Source organism: Promicromonospora panici (assembly GCF_900608595.1).
In the GTDB taxonomy this organism is placed as follows: domain Bacteria; phylum Actinomycetota; class Actinomycetes; order Actinomycetales; family Cellulomonadaceae; genus Promicromonospora; species Promicromonospora panici.
On sequence record NZ_UWYY01000017.1, the window covers coordinates 64,847 to 85,570 of the forward strand.

Here is a 20,724-nt window from a genome sequence, read left to right on the forward strand (position 1 = left end):
CCGGGTCGGTCACAGCTCCTGGAGACGCTCCTTCAGGGCCATCGCGGCGCGCGCCCGGAGCATCGGCCCCTCGGCCTCGTCGTCCGACGAAGCGGCGGCCACCGTCGCCATGTGCGCCGCGAACCGGGCCTCGGCCGCCGCGAGCGTGGCGTCCGGCTCGGCGCGGTACGCCTCGGTGACGTCGTCCAGCGCGGCGTCGTGGAAGGTCACGCCCATGGTGTCGATCGGCAGCGCGACGTCGTAGATCGCAGATGCGACCGCCGCCTCGACGCGTGCCGTGATGTCGATCTTGTCCGAGTTGTTCATGGGCGCAAGGTACCGGCAGAGGCCCAGGCAAGTCCCGGAAAGGTCAGTCGATCCAGCCGCGTTCCCGGGCCACCGTCACGGCGGCCGTCCGGTCGGCGACGCCGAGCTTGGCGAAGGCCCGGATGAGGTGCGTCTTGACCGTCGCCTCCGTGATGGACAGCGCGCGCCCCACCTCGGCGTTCGACCGGCCGCGCGCCACAAGCGAGAGCACCTCGGCCTCCCGCGCGGAGGGACGCTCCGCGGCCGTGCGGACCGAGCTGACCAACCGCGTCGCCACGCTGGGCGCCAGCACCGTCTCGCCGCGGGCCGCCGCCCGGACACCCGCCACGAGCTGGGCGCGCGGCGTGTCCTTGAGCAGGTACCCGGTCGCTCCGGCCTCGACCGCGCGCAGGATGTCGGCGTCGGTGTCGTAGGTGGTCAGCACCACCACGCGGGGTCCGGTCCCGACGATCCCGGTGGTCGCGGCGACGCCGTCGAGCACCGGCATGCGCAGGTCCATGAGCACGACGTCAGGCCGCAGCGACGCCGCCAGTGCCACCGCCTCCTGCCCGTCGGCCGCCTCGCCCACCACTTCCAGGTCGTCCTCGACGCTCAGCATGCCCGCCAAGCCCGACCGCACCACCGGGTGGTCGTCCACCACCAGCACCCGGATCATCCCGCCACCTCCTGGTTCTCGTCCTGTGCCCCGGCCGTTGCGTCCACGTGAGCGTCGACCGGAACCCGGGCGCACAGGACGGTACCGCCGTCCGGCCCCGGCCCCACCGCCAGCCTGCCGCCCGCCGACCGCACCCGGTCGCGCATCCCGGCCAGCCCGAATCCGTCAGCGGTATCGGGGCCGAAACCGCGCCCGTCGTCAGACACCGTGAGTGTCACCTCTCCCTCGTCGTCCTGCGCCAGCCGCACGACGACGGCGCGCGCCTGCGCGTGCCGCCGCACGTTCGCGAAGGCCTCCTGGGCGGCCCGCAGCAGCACCACCTCGACCGCGGGCGGGAGAGCGCCGACGCCGTCCGCGCGGACGGTCACCTCCAGCCCCGTCTCTTCCGCGAACCGCGTCCCGAGCCGGCCGAGTGCCTGCGGCAGCGAGGCGTCCTGCAACGCGACGGGCGCGAAGGCGGCCACCAGAGCACGGGCCTCGGCGAGGTTGTCCCGGGCGGTGTCCTCGACGACGTGCAGGCGCTCGCGCGCGGCGCGCTCGTCCCCGACGTCGAGTGCCGCCGACGCCGCCTGCGCCTGCATCACCACGCTCGTGAACCCCTGGGCGAGCGTGTCGTGGATCTCCCGGGCGAGCCGCTCACGCTCGGCCAGGACGCCGGCCTCGTGGCTGGTCTGCGCCAGCCGGGCCTGTGCGACATGCAGCTTGCCGAGCAGCCGGACGTGGTCCTCCGCACGCCGCATCGCCACGTGGAACCAGAGCCCCAGGCCGATCGCGAACACGAGGGTCACCAGCATCTGCGGCACGACCTCACCCATGACCGCGAGGTCGAAGCCGTACTGCGCGGAGATGCCGACCGACACCGCGACCGCCAGCGCGACACACCCGATCACGCCCCGCCGGATCGACTCCAGCAGCATCCACATCTGCCCGAACGCGATGAACAGCAGGAGCGAGGCGATGCCGCCCTGCGAGACGGCCACGCCGGTGCCGACGACCAGCACAACCAGATACACCACGGCGACCCGCTGGTTCCGCGTCCGTGCCGCCCGCGCACCCAGCAGCACGTAGGCCACGACGATCGTGCCCATCGCCGCGTACGCGACCGCGAGCTGCGTGCCCCGCGTACCCTCCAGCGCCATGGCCACCGCGGTCAGGGCGACGATCACGCCGAACGCGGCGTCCCACCAGTGCACCTGGCGCTCCCACCCGGCGTACAGACGATCGAGACCGTAGTCGGGGTCCTCAGCCGCGCCGCGGTCAGCCGTCATCGTGGCGTCGCCACCGGAACGTCCGAGCGCCGACCACGAGAGCGACCACCAGCCATGCCGCAAGTACAGCAGCCGTCGCACCGTGCTGCCAGGCCCCGGACGGCTCGGCCGACGCCATGACGTCCGGCAGGAACACCGAGCGCATGCCCTGCGCGATCCACTTGAGCGGGAACAGCGAGGACAGGTCGAGCATCCAGCCCGGGAGCTGGGTCACCGGGAAGAACACCCCGGACGTGAACTGCAGCACCAGGATCGGCGTGACCACGACGGCGCTCGCGGACCGGCCGGAGCTCGGCACCGACGAGTACGCGACCCCGCACACGGCCCCAGCCGCTGTCCCGAGCACGAACACCCAGGCGAACGTGGTCCAGCGCCCCGCGTCGTCGGGCAGGGGCACCCCGAAGGCGAGGGCCGCGACCGCGAGCAGCAGCGCCGTCTGCGCGAGCACGGTGACCAGGGACAGCAACACCTTGCCCAGGAAGTACGAGGTCGCGGGCAGCGGCGTGGCTCGCAGGCGCTTGAGGGTCCCGTCGTCGCGCTCGACCGCGATCGAGATCGCGAGCGTCTGGTAGGTGGAGAGCATCACGCCGGTGGCCACCATGCCGGGCAGAAAGTACTGCGCGAAGCTGACCGTCACGCCGTCCACGACGATCGGGTCGTCGTCGCCGAAGACCGTCGCGAAGATCGCGAGCATGAGGATGGGGTAGGCGAAGCCGAAGATCACCGAGTCCCGCTCGCGGACGAACTGCAGCAGCTCGACGCCGCCACGCACCAGCCCTTGCCGGAGCGTCCCGGGCTGCCGCCGCGCGGTGCCCTCCCGCTGGTCGAGTCCTGTCGTGGTCGCCGTCGTGCTCATCACGCCGCCTCCTTGCTGTCGTCAACGCCGGCGCCGGCGCCGACACCGACGCCGTCGCTGATCGCGGCCTCGCCGATCAGCGACAGGTACACGTCCTCGAGCGTCGGGCGGGTCACGGACAGGCCGGGTATCTCGCTGTCGGGTCGGGCCGCTGCGATGAGCCGGGCCACGACGGCTGTCGGCCGGTCCGTGCGCTCGGTACGCCGCACGCCGTCGTCGTCCCACGCGACCACCGGCGTGCGTGCCTCTGGCCCGCCCAGGGTGTCGGGTGTGCCCGAGGCGACCACCACGCCGTCCCGCACGACGACGACCCGGTCGGCCAGCATGGCGGCCTCGTCGAGGTAGTGGGTGGTCAGCAGGATCGTGGTGCCGCTGTCGCGCAGCCCGGTCACCAGGTCCCAGAACGATCGGCGGGCCTGCGGGTCGAACCCCGTCGTGGGCTCGTCCAGGAACAGCAGCTCGGGCCTGCCGATGATCCCGAGCGCGACGTCGAGCCGACGGCGCTGCCCGCCGGACAGCGCGCGGGTCCGCGCTCGCATCTTCTCCTCGAGCCCGACGGCACCGATGACCTCCGCCGGGTCGCGCGGGTCGGGATAGGAGGCGGCGGTGGCCCGCACCTTCTCCAGGACGGTGAGCTCGCTCATGTCGCGGGAGTCCTGCATGACGACGCCGATGCGTGCCCGCCAGGCGCGGCCGGCTCGCCGAGGGTCCTCGCCGAGGACCTGCACCTCGCCGGCATCCCGGTCACGGAAGCCCTCGAGGATCTCGACGGTGGTGGTCTTGCCGGCGCCGTTGGGACCGAGGACGGCGACGATCTCGCCGGGGGCGACGTCGAGGTCGAGACCCGCGACGGCGTCCTTGAAGCCGGCGCGAGCGCTGCCGTATCGCTTGCGGAGGCCGCGCACACGCACGACCTGGGAGTCGGAAGTCTGCATGGCATCGAGCATGCTCCGGGCGGTGTCCGCGGCGGGACGCCCGTTCGGCTGCCTCCGCTGTCGTCCGTTCGGTGGACGGTCCGTCGGTCGAGCTCGTCCTCCCGTCGGCCGAGCTCCCGGGACCGCCACGGGCCCGCCCGGAACGGGTTCGACCTACGGCCGTCGGTACCGTACAGTTGTGCCTCGGTGATTCGATGCTCACCTGATGTCGTGTGCCCCTCCAAGGCGCATCACACCGCATGACGAAGGCATCGGACACAGAGGGTAGTGGCGCAATTGGTAGCGCAGCGGTCTCCAAAACCGCAGGTTGCAGGTTCGAGTCCTGTCTACCCTGCCAGCGTGAACCCCAGCGGGGCCGCGCGCAGCGGGCCCACGTGAGTGGACCTGGCAAGCCAGTCCGCGCCGCCCGGCGCGCCGGGCCACAGGAGTGGGGTAGCAGTGAGCGACACCGAGGTGATCCAGAGCGCCGCGGAGCGTCCGAGCAAGGGCGGCGGCAACATCTTCGCCCGAATCGCGCTCTTCGTGCGCCAGGTGGTGGCCGAGCTCAAGAAGGTCGTCGCACCGACGCGTTCCGAGCTCGTGACGTACACGACGGTGGTGCTCGTCTTCCTGGTCGTCGTCATGATCTTCGTGGTGGCGCTGGACTACGGGTTCGGCCTTCTCGCCGGCTGGGTCTTCGCCTGACCGACGCCGGTCCGGGTGCGCCGGGCCAGCACATGCGGCACGCTGCGCAGTACTTCGCTGTGACCGTTCTCGCCTGACGCCGATTGTTCCTTCGCGGCACTTTCGCGCGACAATGGGCGGACACAGCTCGTAGAGGTACGCACACCCGTGCCGGGCGCAGCCCCGGCGCACGAAGAGAAAGCAGGTTCGTTTCGTGTCCCAGGACTCTCTGGACCAGACGGAGAACGTCTCGCCGTCCGACGCCTCCGATGCGGCTGTCGACGCGCCCCTGGACGCCGGGAACGCTGACGTGCCTGCGGACGCCGAGACTCCGGCCGACTCCGACGCCGAGACCACTGACGAGGGCGAGGTCGAGGGCGACGCCACCGACGAGCGCACCGTCGACGCCGATGGCGACGTCATCGTGGACGAGGTCGAGGAGTTCAAGCGAACCCTCCGCGGCCAGCCGGGCGACTGGTACGTCATCCACTCGTACGCGGGCTACGAGAAGCGCGTGAAGACCAACCTCGAGAACCGCATCCAGAGCCTGAACATGGAGGACTACATCTTCCAGGTCGAGGTTCCGATGGAAGAGGTCGCCGAGATCAAAAACGCGCAGAAGAAGATCGTGAGCCGGGTCCGCATCCCGGGTTACGTCCTCGTGCGCATGGAGCTGACCGACGAGTCGTGGGGCGCCGTGCGGCACACGCCGGGCGTCACGGGCTTCGTCGGGCACACGCACCAGCCGGTGCCGCTGAGCTTCGACGAGATCTACTCGATGCTCGCGCCGTCGATGCTCCCGGAGCCGTCCCAGGCCGGTCAGCCGGCCGCCGCCGGCGCCGCGTCGACCGGTGGCAAGGCCCCGGTCCACGTCGACTTCGAGGTCGGCGAGTCGGTGACCGTGACCGACGGGCCGTTCGACACGCTGCCCGCCTCGATCTCCGAGATCAACGTCGAGGCCCAGAAGCTCAAGGTCCTCGTTTCCATCTTCGGCCGGGAGACCCCGGTCGAGCTGGGGTTCAACCAGGTCGCCAAGATCTGAGTCGTTCGTCCCTCAGCATTGCAACCGGGTCATCGCCCACGGCGTCGGCCCAACCGAACAGAAGGTAGACAAGCATGCCCCCGAAGAAGAAGGTCTCCGGCCTCATCAAGCTGCAGATCCAGGCCGGCGCCGCGACGCCGGCTCCGCCGATCGGCCCGGCCCTGGGTCAGCACGGCGTGAACATCATGGAGTTCTGCAAGGCGTACAACGCGGCGACCGAGTCGCAGCGCGGGAACGTCGTCCCGGTCGAGATCACCGTGTACGAGGACCGCTCGTTCACCTTCATCACGAAGACCCCGCCGGCCGCTGAGCTCATCAAGAAGGCCGCGGGCGTGCCCAAGGGCTCGCCGACGCCGCACACGGTCAAGGTCGCCTCGATCACCAAGGAGCAGGTCCGCGAGATCGCGACGACCAAGCTGCCGGACCTGAACGCGAACGACCTCGACGCCGCGTCGCTGATCATCGCGGGCACCGCCCGCTCGATGGGCATCACCGTCTCGGAGTGACGAGACCCGTCAGACCACGGTGACCCGGCGGACGTCGTCGGGCACCAGCAGTGGCAGGGCCGCAGGCCCGCTACGACCACAAGGAGAGAGAAACATGGCAAAGCGCAGCAAGGCGTACATCGCCGCCGCAGAGAAGATCGACAGCGAGACGCTGTACGCGCCGCTGGACGCGATCCGTCTCGCCAAGGAGACCGCCACCGTCAAGTACGACGCGACCGTCGAGGTCGCGTTCCGGCTGAGCGTCGACCCGCGCAAGGCGGACCAGATGGTCCGTGGCACGGTCAACCTGCCGAACGGCACGGGTAAGACCGCCAAGGTCATCGTGTTCGCCAACGCCGCCAAGGCGGAGGAGGCCCGCGCGGCCGGTGCCGACGAGGTCGGCGGCGACGACCTGATCGAGAAGGTGGCCGCCGGCTACACCGACTTCGACGCGGCCGTCGCCACGCCGGACCTCATGGGCAAGGTCGGTCGCCTCGGTAAGGTGCTGGGCCCCCGCGGCCTCATGCCGAACCCGAAGACCGGCACCGTGACGATGGACGTGACCAAGGCCGTGTCCGACATCAAGGGCGGCAAGATCGAGTTCCGCGTCGACAAGCACGCGAACTTGCACTTCATCATCGGCAAGGCCTCCTTCACGGAGACCCAGCTGCTGGAGAACTACGCCGCCGCGCTCGACGAAGTCCTGCGCCTCAAGCCGTCGTCCTCGAAGGGTCGCTACATCAGCAAGGCGACCATGACCACGACGATGGGCCCCGGCATCCCGCTGGACCAGAGCAAGACCACCAAGCTCCTGGAAGACGCCTCGGCCTGATCCGATGCGCTCCTGAGCGCGAGAAGGCCCGCATCCCGAAGGGGGATGCGGGCCTTCTCGTTTCTTTTCCACACTATGTATCGAACCGGGCATTAGCCCCTCTTGTCTGATGAGCGGCATCGTGCCGACGTGAGCCGAGGAGAGAGGAGCGCCCGTTGGGCACTATCTTCGTCCTCCCCGGTTCGGTGATCTCGGCCGTAGACTCGGCTGGTCCAAGTGCTCCACGACCGGTATCGGACGTGGAAACAACCGCCAGCAGAGAATCCCGTGGTGCAATGACAGGATCAAGGGAGGCCCTGCCCGACGTCGACGGGTCCGGGCTCACGCTCGGCGATCGCGCCGCGATCGCTTTGACCGAGTACCGCGAGGGCAATCATCAGGCCCTGGGGGACCTCGTTCGCGAGGCCACGCCGTTGCTGTGGCACACCGTCCGCGCGCAGGGGGTCGAACACGACGCCGCGGACGACGTGGTGCAGAGCACCTGGGTGGCGCTCGTACGGCACGCGGAGACCATCACGGAGCCCAAGGCGGTGCTGAAGTGGCTCCTGGTGACGGCGAAGCGCGCCGCCTGGGAGGCCGTGCGCAAGCACCGCGACGACGAGAAGCGCCGCACCGAGCTCCCGGACGACAGCCCGGAGCATCCGATGGCGCTCCCCGCGAAGGACCCGCTGCCCGACGCCGAGGTGCTGCGCGAGGAACGCGACCGCATCCTGTGGACGTCGCTCCAGAAACTTCCCGGACGCTGCCAAGAGCTGCTGCGTCTGGTTTCGCTCGCCGACCGACCGGACTACCGGCACATCTCGGCGGCGATCGGAATGCCGATGGGTTCCATCGGCTCGACTCGTGGGCGCTGCTTGGCGAAGCTGCGCACCATCCTCGACGAGCAGGGGGACTTCTCGTGGACCTGACGCCGGAACCGAACAAGGACGACGAGGCCGTGGGGGACCTCTCGTTCGACCCGAAGGGCATGCTGGACGCCGAGGACGGGGCTCTGCTGACCCGTCTCGCCCATGTGGTCGAGGAGATCGACCCGGTGCCGAGCGACCTCGTCGAGCGCTCGCTGTTCGCGATCACTCTGGCCGGCCTGGAGGCCGACCTGATGGAGGCCGTCTATCTCGACGCGCCGCTCGCAGGCGTCCGGGGGGCCGCCGCAGCAGCACGTGCCGACGACACCGCGCCTGCTGAGGCCAAGACAATTACCTTCACGCACGACTCGCTGACCGTCATGATCAGTCTGTCCCCGGCCGCCGGGGGCAAGGTCCGGATCGACGGGTGGGCCGCCCCGGCGGCCGGCCTGGACGTGGAGCTGCACCGCCCGGGGGTCGACGTCGTCACGACCGCTTCCGACGAGGACGGCCGGTTTTCGTTCGACTCCGTCGAGCGAGGGCGGGCGAGCCTCGTGGTGCGCCGGACGGACGGCGGCGGCGGGGCTGTGAGTACGCCGGTCATCGAACTGTGAACTGCTGAGTTCCTGAACTTCTGAATTCCTGAATCTCTGATCCTGCCGAGGGGCGCGGCGGGGTCTACCGAGTATGCCTATCGATGGAGAGGTACTGCTGTGAGTGAGCCCATGCCCGAGGGAATGCACGTCCGGGACCACGCTGGAGGATGGCGGCCGGTCCGGGAGCTCGATCCGACGTCGGACCAGCTTCCCGGCGGCGGGCGCATCGCGCCGACCCGATACGTACGAGACCGGGTGATCGTCCGCGGTGACGCCGAAGGTGGTCACAACGCGCTGCTCGAGATGATCACGGCCCGTGCCCGCGAGAACGGCGTGAGCGTGACGACGGGCGAGTTCGACCAGGCACCGTCGCGTGAAGGTGCAGACGTTCTGGGCGCTCGGCCGGACGTCGAGGTTCGGCTCGACGAGGTGCGGGAGGACTGGGACGCGCTGGGGCTGTTGGCTGCGGTGGCGGACGACGCGGGGGACAACCGCAAGCGGGTTGCGCTGGACCATGTTGTGACCGGTCATAAGAACAAGGGTGGGTACGGAGATCCTGATGAGCGCATTCCTGCGTTCTACCCAGGTTCCCCACCGGTCAGAGCAGCGGACGGAACGTCGCCCCTGGTGACGGTGGCTGGCGTGGAACGGCCCGTGGTCGCCATCCTAGACACGGGGATCGGCGCGCATCCGTGGTTTGACGAGCCTGGCACGGTTGTGTTGCGGGATGCCATGCTCGACGGACGGCCTATCGGCACCTACCCCGAGGACGACGTCGACGCAGAGCGCGGTGGTCGTCGCGACGGGCACGCCTCACGTCTCGATACTTTCGCCGGGCACGGCACGTTCATTGCCGGTGTGGTGCACCAGGTGTGCTCCGATGCGGCGCTCCTACCGGTGCGGGTCTACGGCGGAGCGGGAACGGTGTCCGAGTGGGACTTTGCGCGAACCTTGGAGAGGCTCCTTGAGTTCCACCTCCGCGGGCTCGCAGGGGTGTCAGGACACTTCCCCATCGATGTCGTGGTGATTGCCAGCGGCTACTACCTGGAGCACCCCGAGGACGACGATGACTACGAGGGCATTTATCGCGGTCGACTCCGGGATCTGCGTCGAGCGGGCGTGCTCGTTGTGGTCTCAGCGGGCAACGACGGATCCACCCGCAAGTCTTTCCCCGCTGGCTGGGCACCCCCGGTGCGACGGACAGCCGACGGCACCGTTCCGGTCGATCCGCACGACCTGACGCCCGGCTATACGCCACTTCTTGCCGTTGCGGCGTCAAATCCGGACGGCACCCTCGCGGAGTTCAGCAACGACGGGCAATGGGTCGCGGCTGTACGGCCCGGTGTCAACGTGCTGAGCACCATGCCCACTACATTCGACGGTGCATCGCGAGGCGAACAGAGCGCGGACGGTCTGCGACACACGATCGACCTGGATGACTTCACGCGAGGCTTCGGTACTTGGAGCGGTACGTCCTTTGCGTCGCCGTATCTAGCCGGACAACTGGCGGCGGCCCTCCTGGCACGGCGCGTTTCGGGTGAAGTTCCGGCACGGGACCCGCATGGCCGTGTCCGCGACGCCTGGCATGCTGTCGTTCGTGTCGACGATCTCTATTCAGAGATGCCCGGAGTGCCAGTCTGACGTCGTGAGGGGGAGGGGCGGTGGGTGGCATCAAATTTGAGGTGCTCACCAATCGGTTTGAGCGAGCGCGAGAGTGGAATCTGCGCGCCCGTCCACGCCGGGCTCTCCGCGATTTCCGTAAGTTGCTGGAGGATCTTGAGCGCGTGGATCGCGCGTCACTCGACAGTCGCGCGCTCGAGACCTGGGTGTGGCTTACGGCGCGGTCATGGATGGGATTGGCGCAGGCGGAATTTGCGCTCTCGGGCGACGCGCATGCGGCGGTCACATCGCTTGATAGCGCTGTTGCCGCCGCAGGCGCGCTTGCCGGGCCCGAACGTGAGCACGTCGAAGTTGTGACTGCTGGTCAGCGCGGCATGATCCTGTTACATGCTGGTCGACACAAGGAGGCCATCCCACTCTTCGATCGGGTCCTTGAGGTAAGCCATCACGAAGCGCACCGAGACCTCGCGATGACCTATCTGAATCGTGGTGTGGCGTATTCAGACCTTGGCGCCTTCGATCGGGCACTTGCCGATGACCTTGCAGCTGCGTGGCACGCCGAGGCATCTGATAACAACAGGTTGCTTGCCTTTGCTAGGCACAACGCGGGCTTCGACCTGAGTATGCTCGGCGACCTCCCTGCGGCGCTTGCTGAAATGACAGCCGCGCGAAGGCTGGCGCCCGACCAAGACGATGGGATCCCGCTACTCGGCATGGCAGAAGCTCTCTATGGGGTCGGTCTGGTGGCAGAGGCCGAGGCGCTCCTTGAGGATGCGATTCCGCAGCTGCTGCGTTCTGGGATGCGTACCGACCGGGCGATCGCCGAGTATTTTCGCGCACGATGCCTGTTGCAGCTCCAGCGCTTTGGTGAGACTCAAGATCTAGCCAAGCGTGCGCGTACGCATTTCAAGTCCGTCGGTTACGAGTCTTGGGCGGTGCTTGCTCGCGTGCTGCAGCTTGAGGCCGAACACGTCCAGGCCAAGCGCGCGGAGACATCCCGTGCCTATGCTCTGCGTCGTGCAACACATGCCCTCGTAGCCGCACGGGACGGCGATGTCGCCGGTCCGGTCCTGGGCCAACACCCAGGTCATGCCGCACGGCTAGTGGCCACGCAGTGGCTGCTTCTCGCAGGCGACCTCGAAGCGGCGCGAACGACGCTACAAGGTCTTCCTCGAGGCCTCGCAAGCGCCCCGCTGACCATGAGGATCCAGTACTACACGGTGCAGGCGGAGCTCTCCTTCGCGACGGGGGATCGTCCTAGGGGTTTGCGCGCTGTGCGGGCTGGTCTGGGTCTCCTCGCCGACCACCGCAACAGGCTCGGCTCGGTCGAGTCGGTCACGGCTGCCGCTGTGCACGGTGAGGATCTGAACTACATTGACGTCGAAGCCGCCGTTCGGACAGACCGTTCCGCCGCGATGTTCGATGCCCTGGAGCGCGGCCGCGCGACATTCGCCGGCACCGGCAGGGTCACACCGCCCGACGATCCGGAGGCCGCAGCTCTCCTCACGGAGGCACGGGGTCTGCTGGCCAGAGCCCGCGAACTGAGTGCCGGCGATGCCAAGGAGCGTGAGCGTCTCACCCGCCGTGCTCGTCGCATCCAGGACGAGGTGCGTGAACGTTCCTGGCGGCACGCGGGCAACGCGGGCGCCGTGCAACGCCCGGTTTCGGCCCGCGAGCTACGACGTGTGCTCCTCGAGCGGGGCGACAACACAGACGTGGTTGCCAACTTCGTGGTGCTCGACGGCATGCTGCGCTGCGTCCGCGTGGACGCGCAGAGCGTTACCACCATCGAGTATGGATCGGCGGAGGACGTCACTGAACGCGTCCGCCGCCTGGGCGCCGACTTCGCTATGGCCGCCAACGACCTCATCCCGGCCCCGCTACGCGCAGCCGCCAGCTCCTCCCTTGAGCGCAACCTCAAGGTCCTCGACGGTATCCTGCTCGCCCCGCTTCGCGCCGACGGCGACCTCTACGTCGTCGCCCGCGAACCCCTCCTCAGCGTCCCGTGGACCGCGCTCCCGTCCCGCAGCGGCCTCCGCACAGCAGTGAACTCATACGTCGCCCGCGGCCGCACGCACGCCCGGCCCACGGGCGAACGACGCCTACTCGCAGCAGCCGGCCCCGGAGTCACCCACGGCACCGAAGAAGCCCACGCCGTCGGCGAGCAATGGCCCGGCGCAACCGTGCTGACCGGCGACGACGCCGTCACCGAGCAGGTGCGCACGGCCCTCGCCACGCACGACGTCGTGCACCTGGCGACCCACGGCCAGCACGACGCCGACAACCCCCTCTTCGCGAGCATCGACCTGGCCGACGGCCCGCTGTTCGCCCACGAACTCGACGGGACGCCGCTGCCAGGATCGGTCGTGATCCTGTCGTCGTGCGAGGTCGGCGGTTCCACCCAGGTGCTCGGCGGTGAGGTTTTGGGCCTGACCTCGGTGCTCCTGCGCCTCGGCGCCCGCGCGGTGATCGCCTCGGTCGCCAAGCTGTCGGACGAGCTCGCCGCCCGGGTCATGCCACGCCTGCACGCTCACCTGCGCGAGACCGACGATCCGGAGGCGGCGCTCGCGGCGGCACTCACCGACGTGGCGGAGCCGGTGCCGCTCGTCTGCTTCAGCTCCGTCGAGGGCCTGGCTGCCGGGTGATTCCGCGCCCGCGCGAGTTGCTTCTCCCTGGCCTCAAGCCCCTGACCTGCGGCGTCAGAACGGCCGGTGACACGGGGCGGCTCGCCCCGCTACCGTGTCCCGCCTGATACCTATCAGAGGTGTGAAAGATCGCAAGGGGACACCATGTGGCCGGAACTTGAGGCGGAGCTGCTGGCCGCCCGGGAGCTGAACTCCCGGTCGCGGCCTGGCGACGCTCTGCCCCGGTTCCGGGAGGTGCTCGACCGGCTCCGGGTCATGGACCTCGCGGATCTCGGCCCCGCGGACCACGAACGCTGGGCCGAGGGCATGGTGCGCTCCCTGACGGGCGAGGCGGTAGCCGTTCACGCGATCGAGGACACGCTGGACAAGCCGCTGGCCATCCTCGACGACGCCGACGCCCGCGCCGACACAGCCCCACCGGAGGCCCGGGTGCGGCTCGCCGCCGTCGTCGAGGGGACGCGCGGCCTGCTGCTCCAGCGCTCCGGCCGGCACAACGATGCCATGGCGGCCTTCGACCGCGTGCTCGCGGACCCGGCGCTGCTTCCCGCGCGCGACTACGCGACGGCCCTGCTCAATCGGGGTGCGACCGCCATCGAGCTCGGGCGCCTGGACGCGGCGCTGCGCGACTTCGACGCCTGTCACGAGCGGGCGATGCGCGCCGATCTGACCAACGTCGCTTCCCTCGCCCTGCACAACACCGGCTTCGTGCGGTACGCGATCGGCGACCTTCCGGGCGCGCTGCAGGCCATGGCGGCCGCGCGCGCCGTCGACCCGGAGCGCGCGGACGGGCTGCTCGACATCGGCCGCGGCGCCGTCCTCTACGAGGCAGGCCTGCTGGAGGACGCCGAGCAGGTCCTCACCCAGGCGATCTCCCGAATGGTCGGGCCCGGTCGGGCGACCCACCGCGCCGAGGCCGAGTACTTCCGCGCGCGCTGTCTCATGGCGCTGCACCGCTGGGACGAGGCCCGTGCTTGCGCGGCGTTCGCCCGGCAGTACTACGCGGGCATCGGCCACCCGCAGCGGGCCGCGATCGCGCGCGTCGCCGAGCTGGAGGCGATCCTCCTGCCGATCCGGCGCGGCGAGGCCCCCGTGCCCGACGACGCCCGTCGCCGTGCCGAGCAGGCACTCGAAGCCGCGGAGGCCGGAGACGAGGTCGACCCACTGCTCGGGCAGCACCCCGGCCTGGCCGCGCGGTTCGTCGCCGCCCACTGGTACCTCCTGGCCGACGACGTCGTCGCCGCCCGCGCCGTTCTCGACAACCTCCCGGATGGCATGGTCGACGCCCCGTTGACCACCCGGATCCAGCAGCAGACGGTGCTCGCCCAGCTGGCGTTCGCGTCGGGGGAACAGGACGCCGGCGTCGCTGCCGTCCGCAAGGGTTTCGGCCTGCTCGCCGACCACAGCATGGGGCTCGGCTCCGTGGAGTCCGTGACCGCCGCCGCGGTGCACGGCGTCGACCTGCAGCGGACCGACGTCGCGGCAGCCGTCCGGACCGGCCGCCCCGACGCGTTGTTCGAGGCAGCCGAACGGGGCCGTGCCACGTTCGCCGGGGTGGGCGGTGCCGCCGCGCCGGACGACCCCGCCGTGCGTGGGCTCGTCACGGAGGCCCGCGGGCTCGTCGTGCAGGGCCGCAGGCTTACCCACCCGGAGGGCGCGGCCGAGCGTGCCTCCCTGTTCGAGCGCTCCCGCCAGCTTCTGGCGACGGCGCGCGAACGCGCCTGGCACCGCACCGGGGGCGACGACGCCACCGTCGAGCAACGCCCGGCGACCGTGGCCGAGGTGCGTGAGCTGCTCGGCGCCCGCGACGACGGCGCGGTGGTCGCCAACTTCCTCGTGCTCGACGGCATGCTGCGCTGCGTCCGCGTGGACGCGCACGGCACGCGCATGGTCGAGCTGGGTCCCCGGGCCGACGTCGCCGAACGGGTGCTGCGAGCCCGCGCCGACCTCGGCGTGTGCGCCAACGACCTCGTGCCCTTCGCGTTGCGCGAGGTCGCCCGCCGGTCGCTCTGCCGCAACCTCGATGCGCTCGACGCGCTCCTGGCCCTCCCCCTGGAGGCGGACGGCCCGCTGTACGTCGTGGGCCGGGACCCGCTGGTCGGCGTCCCGTGGACCGCGCTCCCGTCCCGGCGGGGCCGGCGCACCACCATGCGCTCGTATGTTGCGCGGGGGAGAGCACACCCACGGCCGGGGGAGGGGCACCGGCTGCTCGCCGCGCACGGCCCGGGCGTGACGCTCGGCGCGAGCGAGGTGCGGGCGGTGGGCGAGGTGTGGTCCGGCGCCACCGTCCTCACCGGCGCGGCCGCTACCACCGCCGCGGTGCGCGAGGCGCTTGCCACCCACGACATCGTGCACCTGGCGACGCACGGTACGCACGACGCCGACAACCCCCTCTTCGCCTCGATCGACCTCGCCGACGGCCCGCTCTACGCGCACGAGCTCGACGGCACGCGGCTGCCCGGCTCGGTCGTGATCCTCTCGGCGTGCGAGGTCGGCGGCTCCTCCCAGGTCGTCGGCGGCGAGGTACTCGGCCTGACGGCGGTGCTCCTGCGGCTCGGCGCCCGCGCCGTCGTCGCGGCGGTCGCCCCGCTGTCGGACGCCGTCGCCGCCCGGGTGATGCCACGGTTCCACGCGCACCTGCGCGCCACCGACGACCCGGAGGCCTCCCTGGCCGCGGCGCTCGCGGGCGAGCCCGAGCCAGCGCCGCTCGTGTGCTTCGGCTCCCTGGAGGGCCTGCCCCGCTGACGCCGTCGGGCAGCCTGTGGCGCGTGCCACCGCCCGCCGGTGTCACGACACACGGGTATCCGTGTATGCTTCCCGGGTAACCCAAGACCGCCGGTCGTCCGACGCTGCCCGCTCTTCACGAGCACTGGGCGGAAGAAGACCGAAGTCCCGCTGAGAGCGGGGGCCTGCGCAGGTGACGAACTCGAGTGCGGCCCCGCCGCGCAAACCGAGCCCCGTGCGCCTGCGCCGGGGCTCTTTCTCTGTTCCGGGGCCCGCCCGGGGCTCACGCCCCAGGGGACGGTGGTACCACCACCGGAAGGATTGCCATGGCGAGGCCGGACAAGGCAGCCGCTGTCGCAGAGATCGCGGACAAGTTCCGCGACTCGAGCGCAGCCGTGCTGACCGAGTACCGCGGGCTCACCGTCGCGCAGCTCAAGGAGCTGCGTCGGTCGCTCAGCGGCAACGCAACCTACGCCGTGGTGAAGAACACGCTGACCAACATCGCGGCCAAGGAAGCCGGTATCGACTCGCTCGACGCCGACCTCAAGGGCCCGTCCGCCATCGCATTCGTGACCGGTGACCCGGTCGAGGCTGCGAAGGGTCTGCGTGACTTCGCCAAGGCGAACCCTGCTCTGGTCATCAAGGGTGGCGTGCTCGACGGCCGCCCGATGTCCACCGCAGAGATCACGAAGCTCGCGGACCTCGAGTCCCGCGAGGTTCTGCTGGCCAAGGTGGCCGGCGGTCTGAAGGCCACGCTGACGCGTGCTGCATACGCCTTCTCCGCCAAGCCCGCCCAGGTCGCCCGCGTCATCGATGCCCTGCGTCAGAAGCAGGAGTCGGAGGGCGCTGCCGCCTGACCAGGCGGTAGCGCTAGAAACAAAAACCCCTGCTTCTCGCGGGCCGCACCGGCCCGCGAAGCGCCTACTGAAAGGAACGCCATCATGGCGAAGCTCAGCACCGACGAGCTCCTGTCCGCCTTCGAGGAGCTCACGCTCATCGAGCTGTCCGACTTCGTGAAGGCCTTCGAGGACAAGTTCGACGTCACCGCGGCCGCTCCGGTCGCCGCCGTCGCCGCGGGCCCCGCGGGTGGCGCGCCGGCCGAGGCCGCCGAGGAGAAGACGGAGTTCGACGTCATCCTCGAGGCTGCTGGTGACAAGAAGATCCAGGTCATCAAGGAGGTGCGCGCGCTCACGTCCCTCGGTCTCAAGGAGGCCAAGGACCTGGTCGACGGCGCGCCGAAGCCGGTTCTCGAGGGCGCCGACAAGGACGCCGCCGAGAAGGCGAAGGCCGCCCTGGAGGGCGCCGGCGCCACCGTCACCCTCAAGTGACCTCTGGCTGTACCGCCTTCGGGCTGGTGTGACGGTCGCCCGGGTTCGTCCCGGGCGCCGTCCGCCGACTGCAGAGGCCCGCACCCTTCGGGGTGCGGGCCTCTCGTGTTCGTGCTGCTGAGCCGTCGCGCCGTGGACCATGGCGGGCAGTGCGGATACGCAACGATTCGAGGATTATTGCGGTCTCGGCGTGCACGTAGTAGGGCTACTGGACATACTAGAACCAGATAGGTATGCTAGCGCTTTGCGCCCGCGTGTGCCCTCGACGCCTCCCCCTGCTTCCCGAATGTCCCGGTTGCATCCCCGCTTGCGGGATGCCCTCCGGCGACCGGTGAAGTCCGGCAGAGCTTCCTGCAGCACCGCAGAGCGTACAGCGTTCACCCGAACTGCAGGGAAGGACCCCTCTTGGCTGCCTCGCGCACCCCTTCAGCTCCGTCCGCCGAAGCCATTGCGAACCGTACCGCTTCCCGTCGCGTTTCTTTCGCAAAGATCTATGAGCCACTCGAGGTCCCGGACCTGCTTGGCCTTCAGACCGAGAGCTTCGACTGGCTTCTTGGTAACCCAGCCTGGCAGGCCAGGGTAGAAACTGCCAAGGCGGCTGGCCGTAATGACGTCCCGGAAACTTCGGGCCTCGAGGAGATCTTCGAGGAGATCTCCCCGATCGAGGACTTCGGCTCCTCGATGTCCCTCTCCTTCTCGAACCACCGCTTCGAGCCGCCGAAGTACTCGGCGGACGAGTGCAAGGAGAAGGACTTCACCTACGCGGCCCCGCTGTTCGTCACCGCGGAGTTCGTCAACTACACCACTGGTGAGATCAAGAGCCAGACCGTCTTCATGGGCGACTTCCCGCTCATGACGGCGCGCGGCACCTTCATCATCAACGGCACCGAGCGTGTCGTCGTCTCCCAGCTGGTGCGTTCGCCGGGTGTCTACTTCGAGCGCACCCCGGACAAGACCAGCGACAAGGACGTCTTCTCCGCGAAGATCATCCCGTCGCGTGGTGCTTGGCTCGAGTTCGAGATCGACAAGCGCGACGCCGTCGGCGTCCGCGTCGACCGCAAGCGCAAGCAGTCCGTCACCGTGCTGCTCAAGGCTCTCGGCATGAGCGAGGCGGAGATCCGCGAGGAGTTCGCCGAGTTCCCGTCGGTGCTGGACACGCTGGAGAAGGACCACGTCCACACCGAGGACGAGGCTCTTGTCGACCTGTACCGCAAGATCCGCCCGGGCGAGCCGCCCACGGTCGAGGCCGGCCGCGCGCTGCTCGAGAACTTCTACTTCAACCCGAAGCGTTACGACCTCGCGAAGGTCGGCCGCTACAAGGCGAACAAGAAGCTCGGTGTCGACGCACAGCTGGCCGAGTCCACGCTGTCGCTGACCGACGTCGTGGCCACGATCAAGTACCTCGCCGCCCTGCACGCCGACAAGCAGGCCCTCTCGGGCATGCGCAACGGCCAGCCGGTCGAGGTGCGCGTCGAGACCGACGACATCGACCACTTCGGCAACCGTCGGATCCGCGCGGTCGGCGAGCTCATCCAGAACCAGGTGCGCACGGGTCTGTCCCGCATGGAGCGCGTGGTTCGTGAGCGCATGACCACGCAGGACGTCGAGGCCATCACGCCGCAGACGCTGATCAACATCCGTCCGGTCGTTGCGTCGATCCGTGAGTTCTTCGGCACCTCGCAGCTGTCGCAGTTCATGGACCAGAACAACCCGCTGGCCGGTCTGACGCACAAGCGTCGTCTGAACGCGCTGGGCCCGGGTGGTCTGTCCCGTGACCGCGCCGGCATGGAGGTCCGTGACGTCCACCCGTCGCACTACGGCCGCATGTGCCCGATCGAGACTCCTGAGGGTCCGAACATCGGTCTGATCGGTTCGCTCGCGTCGTTCGGTCGCATCAACCCGTTCGGCTTCATCGAGACGCCGTACCGCAAGGTCGAGAACGGCAAGGTCACCGACAACATCGAGTACCTGACGGCCGATGACGAGGACCGCTACATCATCGCGCAGGCGAACACGCCGCTGGCCGAGGACGGCACGTTCCTCCTCGACCGCGTGCTCGTCCGCACCAAGGGTGGCGAGACCAACGACATCCCGGGTGCCGAGGTCGACTACATGGACATCTCGCCGCGCCAGATGGTGTCGGTCGCGACTGCCCTGATCCCGTTCCTCGAGCACGACGACGCGAACCGCGCCCTCATGGGTGCGAACATGCAGCGCCAGGCGGTGCCGCTGGTCCGGTCCGAGGCCCCCGTGGTCGGTACCGGCATGGAGCGCCGTGCGGCGGTCGACGCCGGCGACGTCATCGTGGCGACCAAGCCCGGTGTGGTCACCGAGGTCTCGGCCGACCTGGTGCTCGTGGCGAACGACGACGGCACGACGGGCTCGTACCGCGTGCACAAGTTCGTCCGCTCGAACCAGGGCACGAGCTACAACCAGCGTGTGCTGGTCGACGAGGGTGCGCGGGTCGAGGTCGGCTCCGTCCTCGCCGACGGCCCGGCCACGGACGAGGGCGAGCTCGCGCTCGGCCGCAACCTGCTGGTCGCGTTCATGTCGTGGGAGGGCCACAACTACGAGGACGCGATCATCCTGTCGCAGCGCCTCGTGGAGGACGACGTCCTCTCCTCGATCCACATCGAGGAGCACGAGGTCGACGCCCGCGACACCAAGCTCGGCCCCGAGGAGATCACGCGGGACATCCCGAACGTCTCCGAGGAGGTCCTCGCGGACCTCGACGAGCGCGGCGTGATCCGCATCGGTGCCGAGGTCGGCGCCGGCGACATCCTGGTCGGCAAGGTCACCCCCAAGGGCGAGACCGAGCTGACCCCGGAGGAGCGCCTGCTGCGTGCGATCTTCGGCGAGAAGGCGCGCGAGGTGCGCGACACCTCGCTCAAGGTGCCCCACGGCGAGCAGGGCACGGTCATCGCCGTGCGCGAGTTCAACCGTGAGGACGGCGACGAGCTGCCCGCCGGCGTGAACCAGCTGGTGCGGGTGTACATCGCGCAGCGCCGCAAGATCACGGTCGGCGACAAGCTGGCCGGCCGTCACGGCAACAAGGGCGTCATCTCCAAGATCCTCCCGCAGGAGGACATGCCGTTCCTCGAGGACGGCACGCCGGTCGACGTCATCCTGAACCCGCTGGGTGTGCCGGGCCGCATGAACGTGGGCCAGGTGCTGGAGACCCACCTCGGGTGGATCGCCAAGCAGGGCTGGGACGTCTCGCTCGCCGAGGACAAGGGTGGGGAGTGGCTGGAGAGCCTCCCCGCGGTCGCTCACGAGAGCGAGCCGGGCCGCCCTGTCGCCACGCCGGTGTTCGACGGTCTGGAGGAGGTCGCGCTCCGCGGTCTCTTCGGCGCCACCCTGCCGAACCGGGACGGCCAGCGCATGGTCAACCAGGACGGCAAGGCGATGCTGTTCGACGGCCGCTCCGGCGAGCCGTTCCCCGAGGCCGTCTCGACCGGCTACATGTACATCCTGAAGCTGCACCACCTGGTCGACGACAAGATCCACGCGCGTTCGACCGGTCCGTACTCGATGATCACGCAGCAGCCGCTGGGTGGTAAGGCGCAGTTCGGTGGTCAGCGGTTCGGTGAGATGGAGGTCTGGGCTCTCGAGGCGTACGGCGCCGCGTACACGCTCCAGGAGCTCCTCACCATCAAGTCCGACGACGTCCCGGGCCGTGTCAAGGTCTACGAGGCGATCGTCAAGGGCGAGAACATCCCCGACTCGGGTATCCCGGAGTCCTTCAAGGTGCTTCTCAAGGAGATGCAGTCGCTGTGCCTGAACGTCGAGGTGCTCTCGAGCGACGGTGTCTCCATCGAGATGAAGGAGTCGGACGACGAGGTGTACCGCGCCGCTGAGGAGCTCGGGATCGACCTCTCGCGGCGGCCCAACGCCGCCTCCAGCGTCGACGAGATCTGATAACCGGTC

17 protein-coding genes and 1 tRNA gene are annotated in these 20,724 nt (G+C 69.5%); 13 read left to right on the forward strand and 5 right to left on the reverse strand.

Going from position 1 to position 20,724, the window contains the following annotated elements; genetic code table 11:
- Nucleotides 1–9: 9 nt before the first annotated feature.
- From EW117_RS19945 to EW117_RS19965, 5 genes are read right to left on the reverse strand one after another with little or no spacing between them, the layout of a single operon-like run.
- Nucleotides 10–306: a hypothetical protein gene (locus EW117_RS19945; protein ID WP_129788458.1), complete on the reverse strand. Its 297-nt coding sequence runs from the start codon at nucleotides 304–306 to the stop codon at nucleotides 10–12.
- 43 nt (nucleotides 307–349) lie between these two features.
- On the reverse strand, nucleotides 350–961 hold the full coding sequence (locus EW117_RS19950; protein WP_129788459.1) for a response regulator: 612 nt from the start codon (nucleotides 959–961) through the stop codon (nucleotides 350–352).
- Nucleotides 958–2,229 carry a sensor histidine kinase gene (locus EW117_RS19955; protein WP_129788460.1) on the reverse strand — a complete coding sequence of 424 codons (1,272 nt, stop codon included), beginning with the start codon at nucleotides 2,227–2,229 and terminating at the stop codon, nucleotides 958–960. The genes EW117_RS19950 and EW117_RS19955 overlap by 4 nt, the downstream gene beginning before the upstream one ends.
- Complete coding sequence (locus EW117_RS19960) at nucleotides 2,219–3,085, reverse strand: ABC transporter permease (RefSeq protein WP_129788461.1); 867 nt, start codon at nucleotides 3,083–3,085, stop codon at nucleotides 2,219–2,221. Before EW117_RS19960 ends, EW117_RS19955 begins: the two co-directional genes overlap by 11 nt.
- Nucleotides 3,085–4,020, reverse strand: coding sequence for an ABC transporter ATP-binding protein (locus EW117_RS19965; RefSeq protein ID WP_129788462.1), 936 nt, complete (start codon nucleotides 4,018–4,020; stop codon nucleotides 3,085–3,087). The genes EW117_RS19960 and EW117_RS19965 overlap by 1 nt, the downstream gene beginning before the upstream one ends.
- 261 nt (nucleotides 4,021–4,281) lie before the next feature.
- Here EW117_RS19965 and EW117_RS19970 point away from each other — a divergent pair.
- The 13 genes from EW117_RS19970 to rpoB all read left to right on the forward strand — a co-directional run bounded on the left by EW117_RS19970 (nucleotide 4,282) and on the right by rpoB (nucleotide 20,715).
- Nucleotides 4,282–4,357: transfer RNA gene (locus tag EW117_RS19970), tRNA-Trp, on the forward strand.
- A gap of 101 nt (nucleotides 4,358–4,458) precedes the next feature.
- Complete coding sequence (gene secE, locus EW117_RS19975; RefSeq protein WP_129788463.1) at nucleotides 4,459–4,704, forward strand: preprotein translocase subunit SecE; 246 nt, start codon at nucleotides 4,459–4,461, stop codon at nucleotides 4,702–4,704.
- A gap of 193 nt (nucleotides 4,705–4,897) precedes the next feature.
- On the forward strand, nucleotides 4,898–5,725 hold the full coding sequence (gene nusG, locus EW117_RS19980; protein WP_129788464.1) for a transcription termination/antitermination protein NusG: 828 nt from the start codon (nucleotides 4,898–4,900) through the stop codon (nucleotides 5,723–5,725).
- 74 nt (nucleotides 5,726–5,799) lie between these two features.
- Nucleotides 5,800–6,231: a 50S ribosomal protein L11 gene (rplK, locus tag EW117_RS19985; protein WP_129788465.1), complete on the forward strand. Its 432-nt coding sequence runs from the start codon at nucleotides 5,800–5,802 to the stop codon at nucleotides 6,229–6,231.
- Between the two features lie 94 nt (nucleotides 6,232–6,325).
- On the forward strand, nucleotides 6,326–7,042 hold the full coding sequence (rplA, locus tag EW117_RS19990) for a 50S ribosomal protein L1 (protein ID WP_129788466.1): 717 nt from the start codon (nucleotides 6,326–6,328) through the stop codon (nucleotides 7,040–7,042).
- Between the two features lie 275 nt (nucleotides 7,043–7,317).
- A complete protein-coding gene (locus EW117_RS19995) occupies nucleotides 7,318–7,950 on the forward strand; it encodes an RNA polymerase sigma factor (RefSeq protein WP_129788467.1) in 633 nt (210 codons plus the stop codon).
- The gene (locus EW117_RS20000; protein ID WP_129788468.1) at nucleotides 7,941–8,501 is read left to right on the forward strand and encodes a peptidase associated/transthyretin-like domain-containing protein; all 561 of its coding nucleotides are present in this window, start codon (nucleotides 7,941–7,943) and stop codon (nucleotides 8,499–8,501) included. The genes EW117_RS19995 and EW117_RS20000 overlap by 10 nt, the downstream gene beginning before the upstream one ends.
- Before the next feature lie 99 nt (nucleotides 8,502–8,600).
- Nucleotides 8,601–10,124, forward strand: a complete 1,524-nt coding sequence (locus EW117_RS20005) for a S8 family peptidase (protein ID WP_129788469.1) — start codon at nucleotides 8,601–8,603, stop codon at nucleotides 10,122–10,124.
- Nucleotides 10,125–10,144: 20 nt separating this feature from the next.
- Nucleotides 10,145–12,748 carry a CHAT domain-containing protein gene (locus tag EW117_RS20010; protein WP_129788470.1) on the forward strand — a complete coding sequence of 868 codons (2,604 nt, stop codon included), beginning with the start codon at nucleotides 10,145–10,147 and terminating at the stop codon, nucleotides 12,746–12,748.
- 144 nt (nucleotides 12,749–12,892) lie between these two features.
- Nucleotides 12,893–15,490 (forward strand): CHAT domain-containing protein, encoded by a 2,598-nt coding sequence (locus tag EW117_RS20015; protein ID WP_129788471.1) that lies wholly within the window; start codon nucleotides 12,893–12,895, stop codon nucleotides 15,488–15,490.
- Between the two features lie 305 nt (nucleotides 15,491–15,795).
- Nucleotides 15,796–16,326 (forward strand): 50S ribosomal protein L10, encoded by a 531-nt coding sequence (gene rplJ / locus EW117_RS20020; RefSeq protein ID WP_129788472.1) that lies wholly within the window; start codon nucleotides 15,796–15,798, stop codon nucleotides 16,324–16,326.
- An 84-nt stretch (nucleotides 16,327–16,410) separates the two neighbouring features.
- Complete coding sequence (rplL, locus tag EW117_RS20025) at nucleotides 16,411–16,797, forward strand: 50S ribosomal protein L7/L12 (RefSeq protein WP_129788473.1); 387 nt, start codon at nucleotides 16,411–16,413, stop codon at nucleotides 16,795–16,797.
- Between the two features lie 405 nt (nucleotides 16,798–17,202).
- On the forward strand, nucleotides 17,203–20,715 hold the full coding sequence (rpoB, locus tag EW117_RS20030; RefSeq protein WP_129788474.1) for a DNA-directed RNA polymerase subunit beta: 3,513 nt from the start codon (nucleotides 17,203–17,205) through the stop codon (nucleotides 20,713–20,715).
- The last annotated feature ends 9 nt before the right edge of the window (nucleotides 20,716–20,724 follow it).

Bases quoted from the DNA above. Each gene is read 5' to 3' on its own strand.
- EW117_RS19945 (WP_129788458.1), bottom strand. From the start codon at position 306: ATGAACAACTCGGACAAGATCGACATCACGGCACGCGTCGAGGCGGCG.
- rplJ (WP_129788472.1), top strand. From the start codon at position 15,796: ATGGCGAGGCCGGACAAGGCAGCCGCTGTCGCAGAGATCGCGGACAAG.
- rplK (WP_129788465.1), top strand. From the start codon at position 5,800: ATGCCCCCGAAGAAGAAGGTCTCCGGCCTCATCAAGCTGCAGATCCAG.
- EW117_RS19955 (WP_129788460.1), bottom strand. From the start codon at position 2,229: ATGACGGCTGACCGCGGCGCGGCTGAGGACCCCGACTACGGTCTCGAT.
- rplL (WP_129788473.1), top strand. From the start codon at position 16,411: ATGGCGAAGCTCAGCACCGACGAGCTCCTGTCCGCCTTCGAGGAGCTC.
- EW117_RS19965 (WP_129788462.1), bottom strand. From the start codon at position 4,020: ATGCAGACTTCCGACTCCCAGGTCGTGCGTGTGCGCGGCCTCCGCAAG.
- EW117_RS19950 (WP_129788459.1), bottom strand. From the start codon at position 961: ATGATCCGGGTGCTGGTGGTGGACGACCACCCGGTGGTGCGGTCGGGC.
- EW117_RS19995 (WP_129788467.1), top strand. From the start codon at position 7,318: ATGACAGGATCAAGGGAGGCCCTGCCCGACGTCGACGGGTCCGGGCTC.
- rplA (WP_129788466.1), top strand. From the start codon at position 6,326: ATGGCAAAGCGCAGCAAGGCGTACATCGCCGCCGCAGAGAAGATCGAC.
- EW117_RS19960 (WP_129788461.1), bottom strand. From the start codon at position 3,085: ATGAGCACGACGGCGACCACGACAGGACTCGACCAGCGGGAGGGCACC.
- EW117_RS20015 (WP_129788471.1), top strand. From the start codon at position 12,893: ATGTGGCCGGAACTTGAGGCGGAGCTGCTGGCCGCCCGGGAGCTGAAC.